Raw genomic sequence first — 18,648 nt, 5'->3', positions numbered from 1 at the left:
AAAGCTGAAAAAAGCCCACTTTTACGGTAGAGTAACGGGTTTTGACAGCAAATTTTTAACTAACTTAAAGAGAATCCGACATGGCCGAATTCAAAATTGCCCCATCTATCCTCTCCGCTGACTTTGCCCGTCTTGGCGAAGAAGTGGTACATGTACTGGCCTCAGGTGCTGATATTGTTCACTTTGATGTAATGGACAACCATTATGTACCTAACCTGACGATTGGACCTTTAGTCTGTGAAGCATTGCGCAAACATGGTGTTACTGCAGAGATCGATGTGCATTTAATGGTGAAACCAGTTGATCGCATTATTCCTGATTTTGCTAAAGCTGGCGCCAGCTATATTACGTTTCACCCTGAAGCATCTGATCATATTGATCGCAGCCTGCAATTGGTCAAAGCCGAAGGTTGTAAAACCGGTCTGGTATTCAACCCTGCGACACCACTGACCTTGGCTGAACATGTTTTGGACAAAGTTGATCGTATTTTGTTGATGTCGGTTAACCCGGGTTTTGGTGGTCAGAAGTTCATTCCTCATACCTTGGAAAAATTGCGTCAGGCTCGCAAAATGATTGATGAAAGCGGTTACGATATCGATCTGGAAATCGACGGTGGTGTAAACGTACAAAACATCCGTGAAATTGCAGAAGCCGGTGCCCGTACCTTTGTTGCTGGCTCTGCTGTATTTGGTGCCGCACAAGATAGCGATCCAAATAAATATGAAACAGTTATTGCCGCTCTGCGTGCTGAATTGGCGCAAGCAAAAATCTAATTAATGGCATTAACAAAGCCAGCACTTGCTTTAATTGATCTGGACGGCACACTGGTTGACAGTGTGCCGGATCTGGCTTGGTGTACAGATCAGATGATGCTCGCGCTGGATATGCCAGAACGCGGTGAAGTCAATGTTAGAAATTGGGTTGGTAACGGACTTGAAAGGCTGATTAAAAGAGCGTTAGTTAATCAACTCGATGGTGAACCTGCTGAAGCACTCTATGCCAAGGCCGCGCCAATATTTATGGCGTTGTATGCTGAAAATCCTTGTCAGCACAGTCAGCTTTACCCTGCAGTTAAACAGGGTTTGCAGTGGCTTAAGGAACAGGACATACCATTGGGGTGCGTGACCAATAAAGACGAGCAGTTTACGCTGCCCATTCTGAATAATCTGGGGATCCGCGATTATTTTGAGTTGATTGTTAGCGGCGATACCTTGCCGCAAAAAAAACCGGATCCAGCACCGCTGCTTTATGCGGCAAGTTATTTTAATATCGAGCCTTCACAAGCATTAATGATTGGCGACTCGGTCAATGATGTCAAAGCATCACGAGCCGCCGGTTTTCAAATTGTTTGTATGAGCTACGGTTACAACCATGGGAATGATATCCGCTCTGCTAATCCAGATGCGGTTATTGATAGTTTTGCTGAGTTAAACACTCTTTTTTAGAAGCCGAAAATGAAACAGGCACAATTCGACCAACTGGCCAGTGAAGGCTACAACCGCATCCCGCTTTATCGCGAGGTACTCGCTGATTTAGACACGCCATTAAGTACCTATCTTAAACTGGCTGATGCGCCCTATTCTTATCTTTTCGAGTCGGTCCATGGCGGCGAAAAATGGGGTCGTTATTCGATTATTGGTTTGCCCTGTGAATCCGTTATCAAAGTCTTTGGCGATCAAATCAAAATTTATCAGCGCGATGTGTTGATAAATGAAATTCAACATGACGATCCATTGACCTGGATCGCAGAGTTTCAGTCAAAATTTAATCTGCCAAGCTTGGAATATCTACCCAAATTCAACGGTGGATTGGTGGGCTATTTTGGTTATGACACGGTTCGTTATGTCGAAACTCGTTTAGGCGATGCCCCTGAAAATGATCCATTAGGCTGCCCAGATGTCTTGCTGATGGTGTCAGACGAATTAGTGGTGTTTGATAATCTCAGTGGCCGGTTATTTTTGATTGTGCACGCCGATCCAACACTGCCAGATGCTTATGATAAATCTCAGGATCGTTTGGATCAGCTGATTAATGAATTACGCGAATCCACCCCTAAATTCAGTGAAAAACGTCCACAAAACTCGGTTTCGGAACAGGATTTTGTCTCCGGTTTTACCCATGATGGTTTTATCGATGCAGTCAGCAAGGCAAAACAATACATCAATGATGGCGACATCATGCAGGTTGTATTGTCACAGCGTTTGTCAGTGCCATTTCATGCCGCTGAAATCGATTTATATCGTGCCTTACGCACGTTAAATCCATCGCCTTACATGTATTACCTGAACCTGGAAGACTTCCATATTGTCGGATCTTCTCCAGAAATTCTGGTACGCATGGAAGACAATGAAGTGACTGTTCGTCCCATTGCCGGCACCCGTCGTCGTGGTAAAACAGAAGAACAAGATAAAGCGCTGGAACAGGAACTGCTCAACGATCCAAAAGAATTGGCTGAACATTTAATGCTGATAGATTTGGGCCGTAATGATGTCGGTCGTGTGAGCCAGACCGGCACGGTAAATCTGACCGATAAAATGGTCATCGAACGCTATTCACATGTGATGCATATCGTTTCCAATGTTACCGGACAGGTGTTGCCCGGCATGACTGCAATGGATGCCCTTCGGGCGACATTTCCGGCCGGTACCGTCAGCGGTGCCCCGAAAGTTCGGGCAATGGAAATTATCGATGAGTTAGAGCCGGTTAAACGTGGTGTCTACGCGGGCGCCATTGGTTATCTCTCTTGGGCTGGCAATATGGATACGGCAATTGCCATCCGCACTGCGGTTATCAAAGACAAACAACTGCATATCCAGGCAGGCGCTGGTATTGTCTATGATTCTGTTCCGGAAATGGAATGGGAAGAAACCATGAACAAAGCCCGTGCGATATTTAAAGCGGTTGCCATGGCTGAGGCAGGTCTTGAGCCGCCAAAACCGACTGAATAAAAAACAGGACCGACTATGCTGTTAATGATTGATAACTATGATTCGTTTACCTACAACCTGGTGCAGTATTTTGCTGAGCTCGGTACTGAGGTAGAAGTACAGCGTAACGATAAACTGACAATTGATGACATAGAAACCCTTAATCCTGAACTTATCGTGATATCCCCAGGCCCTTGCACCCCAAATGAAGCCGGAATTTCATTAGACGTTATTCATCAATTTGCAGGTAAAAAACCGATTTTAGGCGTTTGTCTTGGTCATCAGGCAATCGGTCAGGCTTTTGGTGGTGATGTTGTGCACGCCCGCGAAATCATGCATGGCAAAACATCTCCAGTGCATCACAATAATATCGGTGTGTTTAAGGGTCTCAACAATCCTTTGCAGGCCACCCGCTACCACTCGCTGGTCATCAAAAAAGAGACTTTACCCGATTGTTTTGAAGTAACCGCCTGGACAGAAAATCCGGATGGCAGCATTGATGAAATTATGGGCGTCCGACATAAAACACTGCCAATTGAGGGCGTGCAGTTTCACCCTGAATCCATATTAACTGAACAGGGTCATCAATTATTAAAAAACTTCCTGGATGAACACCATGGCTGAAAATGAATTCACCATGCAAGCCGCCATCAAGCTAATAACTCAGCGCCAGCATCTGTCTGAACAGCAAATGACAGCAGCGATGCGGATGATCATGACTGGTGAAGCCACAGACGCCCAGATCGGTGGCTTTTTGATTGGCTTACAGATGAAAGGCGAAACAATCACCGAAATTGCTGCCGCCGCATCAGTGATGCGTGAATTAGCTACGCCAGTACAAGTAACAGGTGAACACATTATTGATACCTGTGGTACCGGTGGAGATGGGGCTAGCAGTTTTAATGTATCAACAGCTAGTGCCTTTGTAGTCGCTGCAGCAGGTGCCAAAGTCGCAAAACATGGTAACCGCTCAGTTAGCAGCACGTCCGGCAGTGCCGATGTTCTCGAAACAGCCGGTGTGAATCTCGAATTAACACCTGAGCAAGTTGCGCACTGTGTTGAAACCACCGGCGTCGGCTTTATGTTTGCCCAACGTCATCATGGCGCAATGAAGCATACGGTTGGGCCGCGTCGCGAAATGGGTGTCCGCACTATATTCAATTTGCTCGGCCCGCTAACCAACCCAGCTAAAGCCAAACATCAAGTAATGGGCGTATTTGATAAAAAATGGGTTGAACCTATCGCGCAGGTACTGCAAAAACTTGGTAGTAAACATGTGATGGTGGTGCACGCCAAAGACGGTATGGATGAAATCAGTATTGGCGCCGATACCTTTGTCGCCGAGCTTAAAGATGATGTGATTTCCACTTACACCATCAAACCCGAAGATTTTGTGATGCAACGTGTTGATATCAGTCAGCTGACCGTCACCAATGCACAGCAAAGCCTGGATATTATTCAGCGTGTGTTTGCCGGTGAACCTGGCCCTGCCCGCGATATCGTCGTGCTCAATGCCGGCGCTGCCATTTATACAGCAGATTTGGCGGATAACCTGGCGGAAGGTGTTCGTCAGGCAAAACACTTTATTGATAGCGGTATTGCTCAACAAAAATTAGACGCACTTATTAAGTGCAGCCAACATTAAAAGATCGTTTATGACTGACACTCCCGATATTCTGAAAAAAATTCTGCAACGCAAACAACAAGAAATTGCTGAACGCAGCAAACGTTTGCCAATTAACTTGTTACAACAACTGGCTGAAAATGCTGAACCGGTTCGCGGTTTTGTTGAAGCGATCGAACGCAAACTGGCCGTTGGACAAAGTGCCGTTATTGCTGAAGTAAAAAAAGCATCCCCAAGTAAAGGTGTTTTACGAGCTGACTTCCGACCAGCTGAAATCGCGCTATCTTATGAAAGTGGTGGTGCGGCATGTTTATCTGTTCTAACTGATCAGGATTTTTTTCAAGGCCATGAAGATTATCTAAAACAAGCGCGAACAGCCTGTCAGTTACCGGTCATCCGTAAAGATTTTATTATTGATCCTTACCAAGTATTTGAAGCTCGAGCGATTGGTGCCGATTGTATATTGCTGATTGTTGCCGCATTGGATGACGATCAACTTGAACAATTAAGTCAGTTGGCCATACAGCTGGAAATGGATGTATTGGTCGAAGTACATAACGAAGAAGAATTACATCGCGCAATGGTTTTGAATCTACCGCTGATGGGGATCAATAACCGTGATTTACATACCTTTGAAACGTCGTTAGAAACAACGATTAAATTACTTAACTTCATTCCTGATGAAACCATTGTCATCACTGAAAGCGGCATCCTTGGCAAAGAAGATGTCGCTTTTATGCGTGAACATGGCGTAAACGGGTTTTTGGTTGGCGAAGCCTTTATGCGTGCTGATGACCCCGGTGAAGCGTTATCCAACCTTTTTAATTGAGGCATTAACGCCGCGATGGTCCGCATCAAACAGGATCATCGTTTTGCCATGAGCCCATAAAACGCCGCGTTCTTGTAATTCTTTTAATACTCGGCCAACCATCTCACGTGAACAGCCGACGATTCGGCTGACTTCCTGACGAGTGATCTTAATTTGGCGACCTTGTTCGTGACGCATTGCATCAGGTTGTGCAGCCAAATCTTTTAATGCTTCTTCTACCCGGCCTGAGACATCCATAAATGCCATATTGGTTGCTTTACGGGTGGTGGTTAGCAGACGTTTGGACATCTGTTCACCTAAGGTTTCCAGTAGGTATGGGTAACAGCTTTTTAATTCTGTTTTGGAAAGCGCTTTTAATGTCTGATAGCTGATTTCTTCAGTTCGACAATCGGTTCTAGCTTTGACTAATGAGATGCGATCACTGATGTCGTGAAAGTAACCCACTTCACCGATAAAGTCGCCCTGGTTGAGATAGGCAACGATTAACTCTTCACCTTCTTCGTTTTCAACACAGATGCTGACAGAACCTTCACGAATATAATAAAGCTTATCGGGAATATCACCCGGTCGAGCCAGCATTGTTTTGGCTGGATAAACTTTGCTATGGCAGTGTTTAAAAAATTCTGCCAACTGCTCTTCTCTCTCTTTATGTTTTAAATAATCCATGTCATGAAGGCCCAGCTTTATTTTTATAAGGATTAATTCTGCCCAATTCCAACGAATATGGCAAAATTAAACGTTGTTATATGTATTTTACGCAGGATGAGTTAAATGAAAGCAAGAGTAAAGTGGGTTGAAGACGTTTTATTTGTGGGTGAATCCGGAACAGGCCATACCGTGGTCATGGATGGCCCAGCAGAAGCTGGCGGTCACGGCACCGGCATGCGTCCGATGGAGCTTTTATTGCTAGGCCTGGGTGGCTGTACTTCATTTGATGTCATCGATATTTTAAAAAAATCGCGTCAGGATGTAACGGATTGTGTGGTTGAAGTTTCCGCAGAACGAAGTGAAGAGGCGCCAAAAGTATTTACAAAAATTCATGTTCATTACACAGTGACCGGACGTAATCTTAAAGCGAATTTTGTCGATCGTGCGGTAAAACTGTCGACCGAAAAATATTGCTCAGCATCAATCATGCTGGCGAAAACTGCCGAAATCACCCATGACTATGAAGTGATTGAACAAGCCTAAATACTTTTCCTAACAACGGAGCAGAACCATGCAGCGACCCACACGAACTGGCGGTTTGCGTCATGTAGCATTAACCGTCGAAAATCTGGAAGCCTGCGAACATTTTTATGTTGATTTATTAGGTATGGAGGTTGAATGGCGTCCAGATCCTGATAGTGTCTATCTGACTTCAGGTAATGATAATCTGGCACTACACCGCGGCGAAAATATTAATAAAGCCCCTGTTCAACCTTTAGATCATATTGGCTTCATTATTCCGACTCTTGAACAGGTCGATGAATGGTATGCCTTTCTGGATCACCATGTGGTTCCGATGCGTCAACCACCTCGCACCCATCGCGATGGCGCCCGCAGTTTTTATTGTTATGATCCGGCAGGGACAGTTGTACAAATCATTTACCATCCCCCGATTTCGTAAAACAAATTCTTAAAGCAGAGTTGTTATGAAAACCTATATATACAAAAGCCGTAAAAAAGAAGAGTTGTATCTTTACCTGAGCAAGAAGGATGACTTTTCCGAAGTGCCACCCAGTCTCTATGGTTCAATGGGCAACGAGCCAATATTTGTGATGGAACTAGAACTGAGCCCAGAGAAAAAACTGGCTCGTGAAGATGTTAATAAAGTCATTCATAACCTGGAAACACAGGGTTTCCATGTACAAATGCCACCGACCAATGATTTGTTATTACACCGTGAACGCACCGGCCAATTACATTAATTGAGCAACAACCCTTTAAATGAGTTTTTTCAACTCGTAAAGTAATTCCAGTGCCGCTTTAGGCGTTAATTCATCAGGATTGATTTGCTCGATTTTATTTATCAAGACAGAATTATCTGGTTGAGCAAATAAGTCCTGTTGCAGTTGCGATTGTTCTGAACCAACAGTACGTTGTGATTCCAATGTGGCCAATTTTTGTTTGGCAGCCTGAATCACATCGTTAGGTACTCCTGCCAACTGTGCAACTTGTAAACCATAGCTTTGATTGGCTGCACCTGGTTTTAATTGATGCAAAAACACAATCTTGTCGCCGTGTTCAATGGCATCAAGATGCACGTTTGATGCTTTGTCATACAATGCTGGTAACTGGGTCATTTCGAAATAATGTGTGGCGAACAAAGTATAGGCACCAATATCCCGCACCAGTTTTTCAGCGCAACTCCAAGCCAACGCCAAGCCATCAAAAGTGCTGGTACCCCGCCCAACTTCATCCATTAACACCAGGCTTTGTGACGTAGCATTATTCAGAATATTGGCCGCTTCGTTCATTTCAACCATGAATGTTGAACGTCCAGACGCCAAATCATCACTGGCACCTATTCGGGTAAAAATCTGATCAATTGGGCCGATCATGGCCGATTCAGCAGGAACATAGCTGCCCATATACGCCAAAATAACAATTAAAGCTGTTTGCCGCATATAGGTAGACTTACCGCCCATATTCGGTCCGGTAATCACCAGCATCGACTGTTCATTTAACTGTAAATCATTGGGACAGAAATGCGTTTTCTGCACTGCTTCGACAACGGGATGTCGTCCCGCCTGAATGGATAAACCTCTATCAGCAGTTAACTGTGGCACCACATAATTCAATGTTTGTGCCCGCTCTGCCAGATTACTCAACACATCAAGCTCGGCCAGGGCTGCAGCACAATGGGTCAATGCCGCTAGTTCAGGATGAATTAGTTTAAACAGCTCTTCATATAATGATTTTTCCAATGCCAATGCTTTTTCGCTGGCACTGAGTACCTGATCCTCATGGGTTTTCAGCTCGGCAGTAATGTAACGCTCAGCGTTTTTCAGTGTTTGCCTACGTTGATAATCAGCCGGTAACTGAATATTGTGGGCACGGCTGATTTCGATAAAAAAGCCATGCACTTTGTTATAGCCGACTTTTAAGGTGCTGACGCCAGTACGTTCACGTTCACGCTGTTCCAGATCGCGTAAAAAATCATTGGCATTCAGATGCAGATTGCGTAACCGATCCAGTTCTGCGTTGTAGCCTTCGGCAATCACCCCGCCATCTCGGATCAACACCGGCGGCTCTTCAATAATTGCCCTATTCAATAACTCAAGTAATTCAGGAAAAGTCCCCAACTCACGATCGAGCTGTTTCAGTAATCTGGCTTGAGTAGCCGATAAAGATTGATGCAAATTTGGCAGCGCCGTCAGCATTCGACGTAACTGCACAAAATCACGTGGTCTGGCACTACCCAGGGCTAAGCGGGTAACAATACGTTCAATATCGCCTAGCGGTTTTAGCAGGGTTTGAACGGCAGCAATAACATCCTGTTCAAGAAGGTCACCAATAGCCGCCTGACGCTGCTTTAAAACAGATAAATCACGTTTAGGTTGTAACAACCAACGGCGCAGTAAACGTGTTCCCATAGGCGTGACAGTATTATCAAGCACCGACAATAAGGTATTTTCGCGCCCACCAGACAGATTTTGTTCCAATTCTAGATTGCGTCTTGATTGTGGATCGATGCGAATGCCGTCGGCCGGTGTTTCAACACTGATTTTGCGTAACTGTGGCAGCGCTGTGCGATGGGTTTGCTGAGCATAATTTAGTAAACAACCTGCCGCCATAACAGCCAGCGGCAGTTCATCACAACCAAAACCTTTTAAATCCGTAGTACCAAAATGTTCACACAATCTACGTCTTGCTGCATCCAGTCCAAAATGCCATTCAGGTACAAACCGAAGTCGTTTGTTGTAGCTACTGAATGTCTCGCCATGACTGTCATCAATCAGAATTTCTGCCGGTTGAAGCCTGGCTAAATCAGCTAAGAGATCATTTAATGATTGGTGCTGACACACATCAAAACGACCACTGCTAATTTCAGCGACGGCTAAACCGTATTGATCCTTTTGCCGGGCAATGGCAACCAGCAAGTTCTCCTGCTTACTATCAAGTAAAGCCTCATCGGTTAATGTTCCCGGAGTAAGAACACGTACTACTTTACGTTCCACCGGTCCTTTACTGGTTGCCGGATCGCCAATCTGCTCACAAATGGCAACGGGCACGCCACCCTTAAGTAACCTTGCCAGATAACCTTCAGCCGCATGATAAGGCACACCCGCCATTGGAATAGGCGCACCGTTACTATTACCTCGAGCCGTCAATGTGATATCTAACAGTTCAGCAGCTTTATGAGCGTCATCGAAAAACAACTCGTAAAAGTCGCCCATTCGATAAAACAATAACAATTCGGGATGCTCAGCCTTGATACGCAGATATTGCTGCATCATTGGCGTATGATTGGTTTTTTCGGTCATTTTTATAGTTTAGCGTATGCAAGATTATTCTGACGCAACACTTTATCAGCTTACCCAGCAACTGGCACAAGCGCTTCAGGTTAAAGGCTTACGATTAGTCACTGCCGAGTCCTGCACTGGCGGCTGGCTGGCCAAATGCTGCACAGATCTACCGGGCAGTTCTGCTTGGTTTGAAGGCGGCATTGTCAGCTACAGTAATCAAATTAAACAACAGCATCTTGATGTGAAAGCCACAACGCTGGAAAAATTCGGTGCCGTTAGCGAACAAACTGTAATAGAAATGGCATCAGGTGCCATTCTTAATTTTGACGCGGATCTTTCCGTTGCAATAAGTGGTATTGCAGGCCCGGATGGTGGCTCAGCCGAAAAACCAGTTGGCACGGTCTGTTTTGCATGGGCAGATAAACAAAGTGTGTTTTGTAACACTTTTCTGCTGCGCGGCAATCGCGAATTCATTCGTCGGCAAGCTGTATTTATCGCGCTTGATGGCTTAGTAAAAAAATTAGCTTCCACCGAATATTACGCCTGAACTCAACTACAAAATTAATATCGACTAAAAGCCTGTTTTAAACAGCAATCGACGCTGGTGAGACATGGCTATCTGTGTGATAATCCATAGTTCTTTGATATCAGCTAAAGGGCACACCAAATGGATGAAAACAAGAAGAAAGCGCTTGGCGCAGCCTTAGGTCAAATCGAAAAACAATTTGGCAAAGGTGCAGTCATGCGTTTGGGCGATGGAACTGCCCACCGAGATATCGATGCGGTATCAACGGGCTCTATTGGTCTTGACGTTGCATTGGGCATTGGTGGTTTACCACGTGGTCGTGTTGTTGAAATTTATGGCCCGGAATCATCTGGTAAAACCACGCTGACATTGCACGTTATTGCAGAAATGCAAAAACTTGGCGGCACCGCAGCGTTTGTTGATGCCGAACATGCACTCGACCCGCTTTATGCTGAAAAACTGGGCGTCAACATTGACGACTTGCTGGTTTCACAACCCGATACCGGTGAACAAGCACTGGAAATCACCGATATGCTGGTACGTTCAGGTGCCGTTGATGTCGTCGTCGTTGACTCAGTCGCCGCTTTGACCCCTAAAGCTGAAATCGAAGGTGATATGGGCGACAGCCATATGGGTCTGCAAGCACGTTTGATGTCTCAGGCTTTACGTAAGCTGACTGCTAATATCAAACGTTCCAACACGCTGGTAATCTTCATCAATCAAATCCGTATGAAAATCGGCGTTATGTTTGGTAACCCGGAAACAACTACCGGCGGTAATGCACTGAAATTCTATGCCTCTGTTCGTCTGGATATTCGTCGTATTGGCGCAATCAAAAAAGGCGATGAAATCCTCGGTAATGAAACCCGCGTAAAAGTAGTTAAAAACAAAGTTGCACCGCCATTTAAACAAGTCGAATTTGATATTCTTTACGGCGAAGGTATTTCCCGTGAAGGTGAATTAATCGATTTGGGCGTTAATGAAAATATCGTCGAAAAATCTGGTGCCTGGTATAGCTATGACGGTAACCGCATTGGCCAAGGTAAAGATAACGTACGTATCTATCTGAAAGAACACCCTGAAATGGCCAAAGATATTGAAGCGAAAATCCGGGCGGTGATGATGCCAAAGAACATTAAGGCAAATGCCGAAACACCTGTGGATGACGAAATCGACGCGTGAAATCCCGCTCAGCAACAGAACAAGCCATTGGCTATTTAGCGAGACGGGAACATAGCGCCGCCGAATTAGAGCAAAAACTTCAACAAGCCGGTCATGAAACAGATAAAATTCATGCCGCTTTAGAAAAGCTACAACAAAGTGGCCTACAAAATGATCAACGTTTTGCCGAAGCGTTCATTAGATCCCGCGCTCTACGGGGATATGGTGAGTTAAGAATACGGCAAGAAATGAAACAAAAAGGCGTGGCGGATGAGTTGATTCATTCCTCCATGCAACAAGCAGAAACTGATTGGTTTGCGCTTGCTATCGAAGTTCGATGCAAGCGTTTTGGCGAGCAGAGCCCCGATGATTTTAAAGACCGAGCGAAACAGATGCGGTTTTTACAATATCGGGGCTTTACTCATGAACAAATAACGGAAAGTTTTAAACTGACTAATGAAAACGAGCGCTGATATACGCAAATTGTTTCTGGACTTCTTTGCTGACAAAGGTCACGAAGTCGTTGCCAGCAGTCCATTAATTCCGGCCAATGATCCGACATTGTTGTTTACCAATGCCGGCATGGTTCAGTTTAAAGAAGTCTTTCTCGGTCAGGAAACGCGAAAATATACGCGAGCCACCACTACGCAACGTTGTGTACGTGCCGGTGGTAAACACAACGACCTGGAAAATGTGGGTTACACCGCCCGCCACCATACTTTCTTTGAAATGCTCGGCAACTTCAGTTTTGGTGACTATTTCAAACGTGAAGCCATTCAATACGCTTGGGAGTTTTTGACCGAAACGCTGCAATTGCCTGCTGATAAATTATGGATCACCGTATTTGAAGAAGACGATGAAGCAGCAGATATTTGGTTAAAAGAAATCGGTGTCGATGCTTCCCGCTTCTCTCGTATTGGTGCCAAAGATAACTTCTGGTCAATGGGTGATACCGGTCCATGTGGCCCCTGCTCTGAAATATTTTATGACCACGGCTCTGAAGTAGCCGGTGGTCCTCCTGGCACACCAGAAGAAGATGGCGATCGTTATATCGAGATCTGGAATCTGGTATTCATGCAATTTGACCGTTCAATTGACGGCACTTTGACACCCCTGCCAAAACCATCTGTCGATACCGGCATGGGACTCGAACGTTTGGCTGCAGTATTGCAGCACCAACATAATAACTATGACATTGATCTGTTCCAAAACTTGATCAAAGCCATTCAGCAATTATCCGGCACCACTGATTCGAGTAATACCTCGTTACGCGTTATTGCCGATCACATCCGCTCATGTGCCTTTATGATCACCGATGGCGTGCAACCATCTAATGAAGGCCGTGGCTATGTATTGCGTCGAATTATTCGCCGCGCGATTCGTCATGGACATAAGCTGGGTTTAAAAGAAGCTTTCTTCTACAAACTAGTTCAGCCATTAGTCGACGAAATGGGCGAAGCGTTTCCTGAACTTGCCAAGGCACAGCCAGTTGTCGAACAGGCTTTACAAATCGAAGAAGAACGTTTTGCTGATACCTTAGATAACGGCCTGAAAATTCTCGATCACGCTATTGATCAGATGGCCGACAAAGAAATTCCCGGCGAAACCATTTTCTTACTGTATGACACCTATGGTTTTCCAATTGACTTAACGGCAGATATTGCCCGTGAACGCGGTTTAACCATCGATGTAGCTGGTTTTGAACGTCATATGGAAGCACAACGCAATCGTGCTCGTAGTGCCAGCCAGTTTGGTGGCGGTTTATCCGAAACCCTGATTATTGATGGCGAAACCGTTTTCTGTGGTTACGATCATGTGCGTAATGAAGGTGTCATCACTGCCCTACTGGTTGATGGCGAAAATGTCGACAAACTCCACGCCGGTCAGCAAGGTATTATCGTTCTGGATCACACACCGTTTTATGCCGAATCAGGTGGTCAGGTCGGTGATCAAGGTGAAATCAACACCGCTGGTGCACACTTCATCGTCAAAGATACCCGTAAACAAGGCAAAGCGTTTACTCATATTGGCGAATGTAAAAACGGCACTTTTGAAGTAGGTCAGCCAGTTAATGCCCATGTTGATGAACACAATCGTCAAGCCACGGCGTTGAATCACTCTGCCACTCACCTGTTACATGCTGCTTTACGCACAATACTTGGCGAACATGTCACGCAAAAAGGTTCATTAGTTGATTCACACAGACTGCGGTTCGACTTTTCGCATTTTGAACCGGTTACCCCAGAACAACTACGTGAAATTGAACGACTGGTTAATCAAGAGATTCGTGTTAACCATACTGTTGAAACACGCTTGATGCCGATTGAAAAGGCCCGCGATAGTGGTGCGATGGCATTATTCGGTGAAAAGTATGATGACGAAGTTCGCGTACTTAGCATGGGCGAGTTTTCGATTGAATTATGCGGCGGCACACATGTTGGCCGCACCGGTGATATCGGTTTAATGAAGATTACCAATGAAACCGGTATTGCTTCAGGCGTTCGTCGTATTGAAGCGGTCACCGGTGAAGCAGCACTGAATTACATTGAACAATCAGAAAACCGTCTCAACAGCATTTCAGATTTGATCAAAGCCAAACCGGAAAATATTGAAGAAAAAACCCAACAACTGGTGCAACGTACCCGTCAGTTGGAAAAAGAACTGGAAGCATTAAAATCCAAATTGGCCAGCAGTGCCGGTTCTGATTTAGCTTCATCAGCCACTGAAATTGGTTCTATTAAAGTATTGGCAGCTAATTTAGAAGGCGCCGATGTGAAAAGTCTGCGTGACGCCGTTGACCAACTTAAAAATAAACTGGGCAGTGCCGCCATTATTCTGGCAACAGTAGATGGTGACAAAATCACTTTAATTGCCGGTGTCACCAAAGATATTACCGATAAAATCCGCGCCGGCGATTTGGTTGCACATGTCGCGGCACAAGTCGGTGGTAAAGGTGGTGGCCGTCCAGATATGGCACAGGGCGGTGGTACTGAACCACAAAAATTAACTGCTGCACTCGACTCCGTCACCAATTGGGTGGCATCAAAGCTGGAAAATTAAGTCATGGCACTTATCGTACAAAAATACGGCGGCACTTCAGTCGGTTCTGTTGAACGTATTCAGGAAGTCGCTAAAAAAGTTATTAAATATCGCAATGATGGCCACGATATTGTCGTAGTTGTCTCGGCGATGAGTGGTGAAACTAACCGTTTATTGGCGTTGGCAAAGGAAATTAATCCAGATCCGCGTGGCCGTGAACTGGATGTTTTATTGTCAACTGGCGAACAGGTCACTATCGCCCTGCTCAGCATGACACTGCAACAAATGGGCATGCCAGCACAATCCTATACCGGCTCTCAGGTAAGAATCTTGACCGATGATGCACATAATAAAGCTCGCATCATGCAGATCGATGATGAAAAAATGCGTCAGGATCTTAGCGAAGGCAAAGTTGTTGTTGTCGCCGGATTTCAAGGTTGCGATGAACACGGCAATATCACCACGCTAGGTCGTGGTGGCTCTGATACTACAGCCGTGGCATTAGCTGCCGCTTTAAAAGCTGATGAATGTCAGATTTATACTGATGTGGATGGTGTCTATACCACCGATCCACGTGTTGTCCCAGAAGCTCGTCGTCTCGATCGCATTACCTTTGAAGAAATGCTTGAGATGGCCAGTCTGGGAGCAAAAGTTTTGCAGATTCGCTCGGTCGAATTTGCTGGAAAATACAACGTGCCTTTACGCGTACTTTCATCCTTTACCGAAGGTGGCGGCACATTAATTACCTCTGAGGAACCCTCAATGGAACAAGCGCTTATTTCTGGTATTGCCTTTAATCGCGATGAGGCAAAATTAACCATTCTGGGCGTGCCTGATCAACCAGGTGTCGCGCACAAAATTCTGGGTCCGATTGCTAAGCAAAATATCGAAGTCGACATGATCATCCAAAACACGGGTCATGATTCAACTACCGACTTTACCTTTACCGTGCATCGCAACGATTATCAAACGGCATTGAAGCTGCTTAAAGAAACATCAGTTTCTCTGGGCGCTCGTGAAGTTACTGGTGATGAACATATTGCCAAAATTTCATTGGTTGGCGTGGGTATGCGTTCGCATGCAGGTATTGCCAGCACCATGTTTGAAACACTCGCCAAAGAAAATATTAACATCAGCATGATCTCGACCTCTGAAATTAAAATCTCCGTTGTCGTAGATGAAAAATATTTGGAATTGGGCGTCAGAGCTTTACACAAGGCGTTTAAGCTCGAACAGGCTAACTAAACCATTGATATCAGGAAGTTTTTCCTATCGATAAGGTGTAACTATCCTGATATACTTTTTGCACATTGATTGCGGATAATTTCTTGTCCAACGCTGTCATAGAGGAAGGAAGACAAAGATCTTCCAAAAGGAAATAAACGGAACTGGCACGAGGCCTCGCTCAACGAATGGAGTCATTAATCTCCTCATCCCCCTCGGCGCCAGAATTTATACTGCAAGGGGAATAACATGTTAATACTTACACGTCGCGTTGGAGAGTCACTAATCATCGGTGATGATGTTGTTGTAAATGTACTGGGTGTCAAAGGTAATCAAGTCAGAATCGGTGTTGATGCACCAAAAGATGTCACAGTTCACCGTGAAGAAATCTATGATCGTATTCAGGCTGAAAAAGATCAAACAAACGCAGGTTAATTGAGTAATTCGACTAGCCAAAATCATCATAGCTGGTATAATGGCCGGCTTGATGGAGAGCTGGCCGAGCGGCTGAAGGCGCGCCCCTGCTAAGGGCGTATAGGTTAACCCCTATCGAGGGTTCGAATCCCTCGCTCTCCGCCAATTTTTTATTAATTTATCCTTGTGATAATCAGTAAAAAACAGTAAAATTTCACGCTTTAAAGCGCCTGTAGCTCAGCTGGATAGAGTACCTGGCTACGAACCAGGCGGTCGCACGTTCGAATCGTGCCAGGCGCACCAAAAATAAGTAGTTAAGACAAAAGGTTGCATAGTTTCTATGCAGCCTTTTTTCTTATTAGCACCACTGCTTCGTGAATATTTCGTGAATTACCATCTTTTTGGCAAATCTTGTTGCTAGCTGCGATTAAGTTTCGTAGTTCCGCTTCAGAATAATGGGTCGTAATATTTCCATTCTTATGACCTAATAAATCTTGGCGATCTTCAAAACGCACATCCGCCGCTCGTAATCTTCTGCCATAGGTATGTTTTAAGTCATGAACACGAACAAGTGGCAGGCCAGCTTTCCGTCGTGCAGTCTTCCAACCCGAATTATTAATAGCAGTTAGAGGATGCCCTCTATATGTAAATACAAAGTCTTCATGTATCCCTCTAACACTCTCAATTGCCTTTCTAGCATCTTGGTTAATAACTACGACCCGCTCTTCTTTGTTTTTGGTTACCCATTCAGGCAAAATAAAAACAATTTCGTCACTACCTAGTAATTCACACTCCCATTCCCACCGAAGCTGACAAACTTCTTGCTCACGACAACCAGTATTTACTTTAAACAAAACCATAGATTGTAAATGTGCAGGTAAGTAATTAAACAGCTTTGCCTGATCGTCATAAGATAACGTAAATGGTTTTCGAGCATCTTGCCATTTCACATTTTCAATGATTGGCATCGTTTCTAGCCAAGTGAGTCCATTAGAATGTCGCCACTTACCTGAAGCCAATTTAAGCAGACGCCTTAAAACACCTAAAGCAATATTAACCGTTTTTGATTTTTTACCTTCTTTATGCCGTTTTTTGATAAATACACTGACGGTATCATCGAAAATTTGATCAATATACAGATCACCTATTACTTCCTGTATCAATTTGAGATGTGCTTCATTATCTTTAATACTAGAAAGATGTTGGTTTTCATCTGAATATCGTTCAATAGCTTTTGAAAGGCGGATTTTTGGTCGTTCTCCAAATACATCAGCCCTTCTCGCTTGATCAATTAACATTGCCATAAGCTGTTGTGCTTCAACAAAATCACTTGTTCCGGTGCTTTTATTGATCCTTCTGCCATTGACTACCTTGTCAATGTGCCATATTTCCCCAATTTTAAAGAGCCCGGGTATTTTTCGTTTCCTCATATCTATCTCCAATTAAAGTTAGATATGTGGCGCCCGTTGCAGCGCTTATATTCGCTTGCCCATTCATCAAGGTCAAGCCTATCAAATGCAATCCCTTGAGTACCAATGGGTATAGCAATTAACTTATGACGTACTTCGCGGTTAAATCGATTTTTATCCATACCTAAATATGCTGAAGCATCTTTCAAGCGGATAAATCGTGGCAGAATAACACTATGATTTAAATTTGATTTAGCCATGTGCGATCCCTCCATTTACTGCTAAACAAAAAATGTTTTTTGGAGGTGGCCAAATTAAAGATGGAATATCGTACTTAGAAATGATGTTGATTGTTGAGTGTTCGTTACGATATTTTCTAAAAGCTTTGGTAAAGCCCATTGATTGAGCAACCAAACTGATTGAGTTGACGGTATGAATTAAACCGAACATATGAAACTCCCGATGAAAAGAGTCTCCATGATGCGTTAAATTAACACTTCATTTTGTTATTTACATCACACTTGCAACATGTTGTTTAAATTCAATTTATTTACGTTTTTACAATTTTTTATAGATTAACTTGTCAAGTTTCTTTCTTCTCTTTTGAATGCTGTTACTAAAGATAAATAAATAACGGAAAGATAAAACGATCTTTGGATTTATTACTGTCTATTACGCTGTATATGCTAGCGACTAAGCTATTTCAGATTTCATTTTTAGAACTTTGGGGTTTATGGATTTCAATGTTCTATTTCTGACTGCTCTTGAAGATATTTTTGAAACACCAATATTGGGAACCCTACTGGCATAGCGAACGTTCCCTTATGTATCTATACTGTTTACAGATTGATGCCCCATCATAGCGGCACCATCAACGCGGTTCATGTCAGATCCTTTGATGTCTGAACCTAATTGATGTCTATAAGTGTATAGCGTTATCTGATTTTCTCGTTCTGGCCAAAGTGCTTTAGTGGCATTTTCTAGTCGGCGTTGGATTCGTCTCATTGCTCTATCAGGAGCACAGTCTTTTTTATTTTTTTCATA

General features: G+C 44.2%; 20 protein-coding genes, 2 tRNA genes and 1 pseudogene. 17 read left to right on the top strand and 6 right to left on the bottom strand.

Annotated elements, in window-relative coordinates; genetic code table 11:
* Positions 1-80 precede the first annotated feature (80 nt).
* Genes rpe through trpC form a run of 6 tightly spaced genes read left to right on the top strand, consistent with a single transcriptional unit; the run spans position 81 to position 5,380 of the window.
* Positions 81-773, top strand: a complete 693-nt coding sequence (gene rpe, locus ACN0V2_RS05305) for a ribulose-phosphate 3-epimerase (protein WP_417549751.1) — start codon at positions 81-83, stop codon at positions 771-773.
* A gap of 3 nt (positions 774-776) precedes the next feature.
* Entirely contained in the window at positions 777-1,445 is a 669-nt protein-coding gene (locus ACN0V2_RS05300) for a phosphoglycolate phosphatase (protein WP_417549750.1), read from the top strand.
* Between the two features lie 9 nt (positions 1,446-1,454).
* Positions 1,455-2,948: an anthranilate synthase component I gene (gene trpE, locus ACN0V2_RS05295; RefSeq protein ID WP_417549749.1), complete on the top strand. Its 1,494-nt coding sequence runs from the start codon at positions 1,455-1,457 to the stop codon at positions 2,946-2,948.
* Between the two features lie 15 nt (positions 2,949-2,963).
* Positions 2,964-3,551: an aminodeoxychorismate/anthranilate synthase component II gene (locus tag ACN0V2_RS05290; protein ID WP_417549748.1), complete on the top strand. Its 588-nt coding sequence runs from the start codon at positions 2,964-2,966 to the stop codon at positions 3,549-3,551.
* On the top strand, positions 3,544-4,572 hold the full coding sequence (gene trpD, locus ACN0V2_RS05285; protein ID WP_417549747.1) for an anthranilate phosphoribosyltransferase: 1,029 nt from the start codon (positions 3,544-3,546) through the stop codon (positions 4,570-4,572). Before ACN0V2_RS05290 ends, trpD begins: the two co-directional genes overlap by 8 nt.
* Before the next feature lie 10 nt (positions 4,573-4,582).
* Positions 4,583-5,380, top strand: a complete 798-nt coding sequence (gene trpC, locus ACN0V2_RS05280) for an indole-3-glycerol phosphate synthase TrpC (RefSeq protein WP_417549746.1) — start codon at positions 4,583-4,585, stop codon at positions 5,378-5,380.
* Here trpC and crp read toward each other — a convergent pair.
* Entirely contained in the window at positions 5,360-6,046 is a 687-nt protein-coding gene (crp, locus tag ACN0V2_RS05275; RefSeq protein ID WP_417549745.1) for a cAMP-activated global transcriptional regulator CRP, read from the bottom strand. The genes trpC and crp overlap by 21 nt on opposite strands.
* 105 nt (positions 6,047-6,151) lie before the next feature.
* Here crp and ACN0V2_RS05270 point away from each other — a divergent pair, with 105 nt between their 5' ends.
* From ACN0V2_RS05270 to ACN0V2_RS05260, 3 genes are read left to right on the top strand one after another with little or no spacing between them, the layout of a single operon-like run.
* Positions 6,152-6,571 (top strand): OsmC family protein, encoded by a 420-nt coding sequence (locus ACN0V2_RS05270; RefSeq protein ID WP_417549744.1) that lies wholly within the window; start codon positions 6,152-6,154, stop codon positions 6,569-6,571.
* A 28-nt stretch (positions 6,572-6,599) separates the two neighbouring features.
* On the top strand, positions 6,600-6,989 hold the full coding sequence (locus tag ACN0V2_RS05265) for a VOC family protein (RefSeq protein WP_417549743.1): 390 nt from the start codon (positions 6,600-6,602) through the stop codon (positions 6,987-6,989).
* A gap of 25 nt (positions 6,990-7,014) precedes the next feature.
* Complete coding sequence (locus tag ACN0V2_RS05260) at positions 7,015-7,290, top strand: YcgL domain-containing protein (RefSeq protein WP_417549742.1); 276 nt, start codon at positions 7,015-7,017, stop codon at positions 7,288-7,290.
* Between the two features lie 15 nt (positions 7,291-7,305).
* Here ACN0V2_RS05260 and mutS read toward each other — a convergent pair whose 3' ends face one another.
* The gene (gene mutS / locus ACN0V2_RS05255) at positions 7,306-9,849 is read right to left on the bottom strand and encodes a DNA mismatch repair protein MutS (RefSeq protein WP_417549741.1); all 2,544 of its coding nucleotides are present in this window, start codon (positions 9,847-9,849) and stop codon (positions 7,306-7,308) included.
* Between the two features lie 16 nt (positions 9,850-9,865).
* Here mutS and ACN0V2_RS05250 point away from each other — a divergent pair, with 16 nt between their 5' ends.
* From ACN0V2_RS05250 to ACN0V2_RS05215, 8 genes are all read left to right on the top strand, one after another.
* Positions 9,866-10,378, top strand: a complete 513-nt coding sequence (locus ACN0V2_RS05250; protein ID WP_417549740.1) for a CinA family protein — start codon at positions 9,866-9,868, stop codon at positions 10,376-10,378.
* A gap of 120 nt (positions 10,379-10,498) precedes the next feature.
* Positions 10,499-11,539 carry a recombinase RecA gene (gene recA / locus ACN0V2_RS05245; RefSeq protein ID WP_417549739.1) on the top strand — a complete coding sequence of 347 codons (1,041 nt, stop codon included), beginning with the start codon at positions 10,499-10,501 and terminating at the stop codon, positions 11,537-11,539.
* Positions 11,536-11,991, top strand: a complete 456-nt coding sequence (gene recX, locus ACN0V2_RS05240; RefSeq protein WP_417549738.1) for a recombination regulator RecX — start codon at positions 11,536-11,538, stop codon at positions 11,989-11,991. Before recA ends, recX begins: the two co-directional genes overlap by 4 nt.
* The gene (alaS, locus tag ACN0V2_RS05235; protein WP_417549737.1) at positions 11,975-14,578 is read left to right on the top strand and encodes an alanine--tRNA ligase; all 2,604 of its coding nucleotides are present in this window, start codon (positions 11,975-11,977) and stop codon (positions 14,576-14,578) included. Before recX ends, alaS begins: the two co-directional genes overlap by 17 nt.
* Positions 14,579-14,581: 3 nt before the next feature.
* Complete coding sequence (locus ACN0V2_RS05230; RefSeq protein ID WP_417549736.1) at positions 14,582-15,802, top strand: aspartate kinase; 1,221 nt, start codon at positions 14,582-14,584, stop codon at positions 15,800-15,802.
* 228 nt (positions 15,803-16,030) lie between these two features.
* Positions 16,031-16,216, top strand: a complete 186-nt coding sequence (gene csrA, locus ACN0V2_RS05225) for a carbon storage regulator CsrA (protein WP_417549735.1) — start codon at positions 16,031-16,033, stop codon at positions 16,214-16,216.
* A 54-nt stretch (positions 16,217-16,270) separates the two neighbouring features.
* Positions 16,271-16,360 (top strand) — tRNA-Ser (locus ACN0V2_RS05220).
* 61 nt (positions 16,361-16,421) lie between these two features.
* Positions 16,422-16,498 (top strand) — tRNA-Arg (locus ACN0V2_RS05215).
* 35 nt (positions 16,499-16,533) lie between these two features.
* Here the strand turns inward: ACN0V2_RS05215 and ACN0V2_RS05210 are convergent.
* From ACN0V2_RS05210 to ACN0V2_RS05195, 4 genes and pseudogenes are all read right to left on the bottom strand, one after another.
* Positions 16,534-17,625 (bottom strand): tyrosine-type recombinase/integrase, encoded by a 1,092-nt coding sequence (locus ACN0V2_RS05210; protein WP_417549734.1) that lies wholly within the window; start codon positions 17,623-17,625, stop codon positions 16,534-16,536.
* A 2-nt stretch (positions 17,626-17,627) separates the two neighbouring features.
* Positions 17,628-17,864: a hypothetical protein gene (locus ACN0V2_RS05205; protein ID WP_417549733.1), complete on the bottom strand. Its 237-nt coding sequence runs from the start codon at positions 17,862-17,864 to the stop codon at positions 17,628-17,630.
* Entirely contained in the window at positions 17,857-18,054 is a 198-nt protein-coding gene (locus tag ACN0V2_RS05200) for a hypothetical protein (protein ID WP_417549732.1), read from the bottom strand. The genes ACN0V2_RS05205 and ACN0V2_RS05200 overlap by 8 nt, the downstream gene beginning before the upstream one ends.
* Before the next feature lie 372 nt (positions 18,055-18,426).
* Positions 18,427-18,648: pseudogene (locus tag ACN0V2_RS05195) on the bottom strand (hypothetical protein); the annotation flags it as partial.

The organism is Methylophaga sp., from assembly GCF_048266885.1.
Classification (GTDB): Bacteria; Pseudomonadota; Gammaproteobacteria; order Nitrosococcales; family Methylophagaceae; genus Methylophaga.
This window is presented reverse-complemented; position numbering and strand designations above follow the sequence as displayed.

Bases quoted from the DNA above. Each gene is read 5' to 3' on its own strand.
- ACN0V2_RS05265 (WP_417549743.1), top strand. From the start codon at position 6,600: ATGCAGCGACCCACACGAACTGGCGGTTTGCGTCATGTAGCATTAACC.
- trpC (WP_417549746.1), top strand. From the start codon at position 4,583: ATGACTGACACTCCCGATATTCTGAAAAAAATTCTGCAACGCAAACAA.
- mutS (WP_417549741.1), bottom strand. From the start codon at position 9,849: ATGACCGAAAAAACCAATCATACGCCAATGATGCAGCAATATCTGCGT.
- ACN0V2_RS05300 (WP_417549750.1), top strand. From the start codon at position 777: ATGGCATTAACAAAGCCAGCACTTGCTTTAATTGATCTGGACGGCACA.
- csrA (WP_417549735.1), top strand. From the start codon at position 16,031: ATGTTAATACTTACACGTCGCGTTGGAGAGTCACTAATCATCGGTGAT.
- ACN0V2_RS05210 (WP_417549734.1), bottom strand. From the start codon at position 17,625: ATGAGGAAACGAAAAATACCCGGGCTCTTTAAAATTGGGGAAATATGG.
- crp (WP_417549745.1), bottom strand. From the start codon at position 6,046: ATGGATTATTTAAAACATAAAGAGAGAGAAGAGCAGTTGGCAGAATTT.
- recA (WP_417549739.1), top strand. From the start codon at position 10,499: ATGGATGAAAACAAGAAGAAAGCGCTTGGCGCAGCCTTAGGTCAAATC.
- trpE (WP_417549749.1), top strand. From the start codon at position 1,455: ATGAAACAGGCACAATTCGACCAACTGGCCAGTGAAGGCTACAACCGC.
- rpe (WP_417549751.1), top strand. From the start codon at position 81: ATGGCCGAATTCAAAATTGCCCCATCTATCCTCTCCGCTGACTTTGCC.
- ACN0V2_RS05200 (WP_417549732.1), bottom strand. From the start codon at position 18,054: ATGTTCGGTTTAATTCATACCGTCAACTCAATCAGTTTGGTTGCTCAA.
- trpD (WP_417549747.1), top strand. From the start codon at position 3,544: ATGGCTGAAAATGAATTCACCATGCAAGCCGCCATCAAGCTAATAACT.
- ACN0V2_RS05260 (WP_417549742.1), top strand. From the start codon at position 7,015: ATGAAAACCTATATATACAAAAGCCGTAAAAAAGAAGAGTTGTATCTT.
- alaS (WP_417549737.1), top strand. From the start codon at position 11,975: ATGAAAACGAGCGCTGATATACGCAAATTGTTTCTGGACTTCTTTGCT.
- ACN0V2_RS05205 (WP_417549733.1), bottom strand. From the start codon at position 17,864: ATGGCTAAATCAAATTTAAATCATAGTGTTATTCTGCCACGATTTATC.
- ACN0V2_RS05250 (WP_417549740.1), top strand. From the start codon at position 9,866: ATGCAAGATTATTCTGACGCAACACTTTATCAGCTTACCCAGCAACTG.
- ACN0V2_RS05270 (WP_417549744.1), top strand. From the start codon at position 6,152: ATGAAAGCAAGAGTAAAGTGGGTTGAAGACGTTTTATTTGTGGGTGAA.
- ACN0V2_RS05290 (WP_417549748.1), top strand. From the start codon at position 2,964: ATGCTGTTAATGATTGATAACTATGATTCGTTTACCTACAACCTGGTG.
- ACN0V2_RS05230 (WP_417549736.1), top strand. From the start codon at position 14,582: ATGGCACTTATCGTACAAAAATACGGCGGCACTTCAGTCGGTTCTGTT.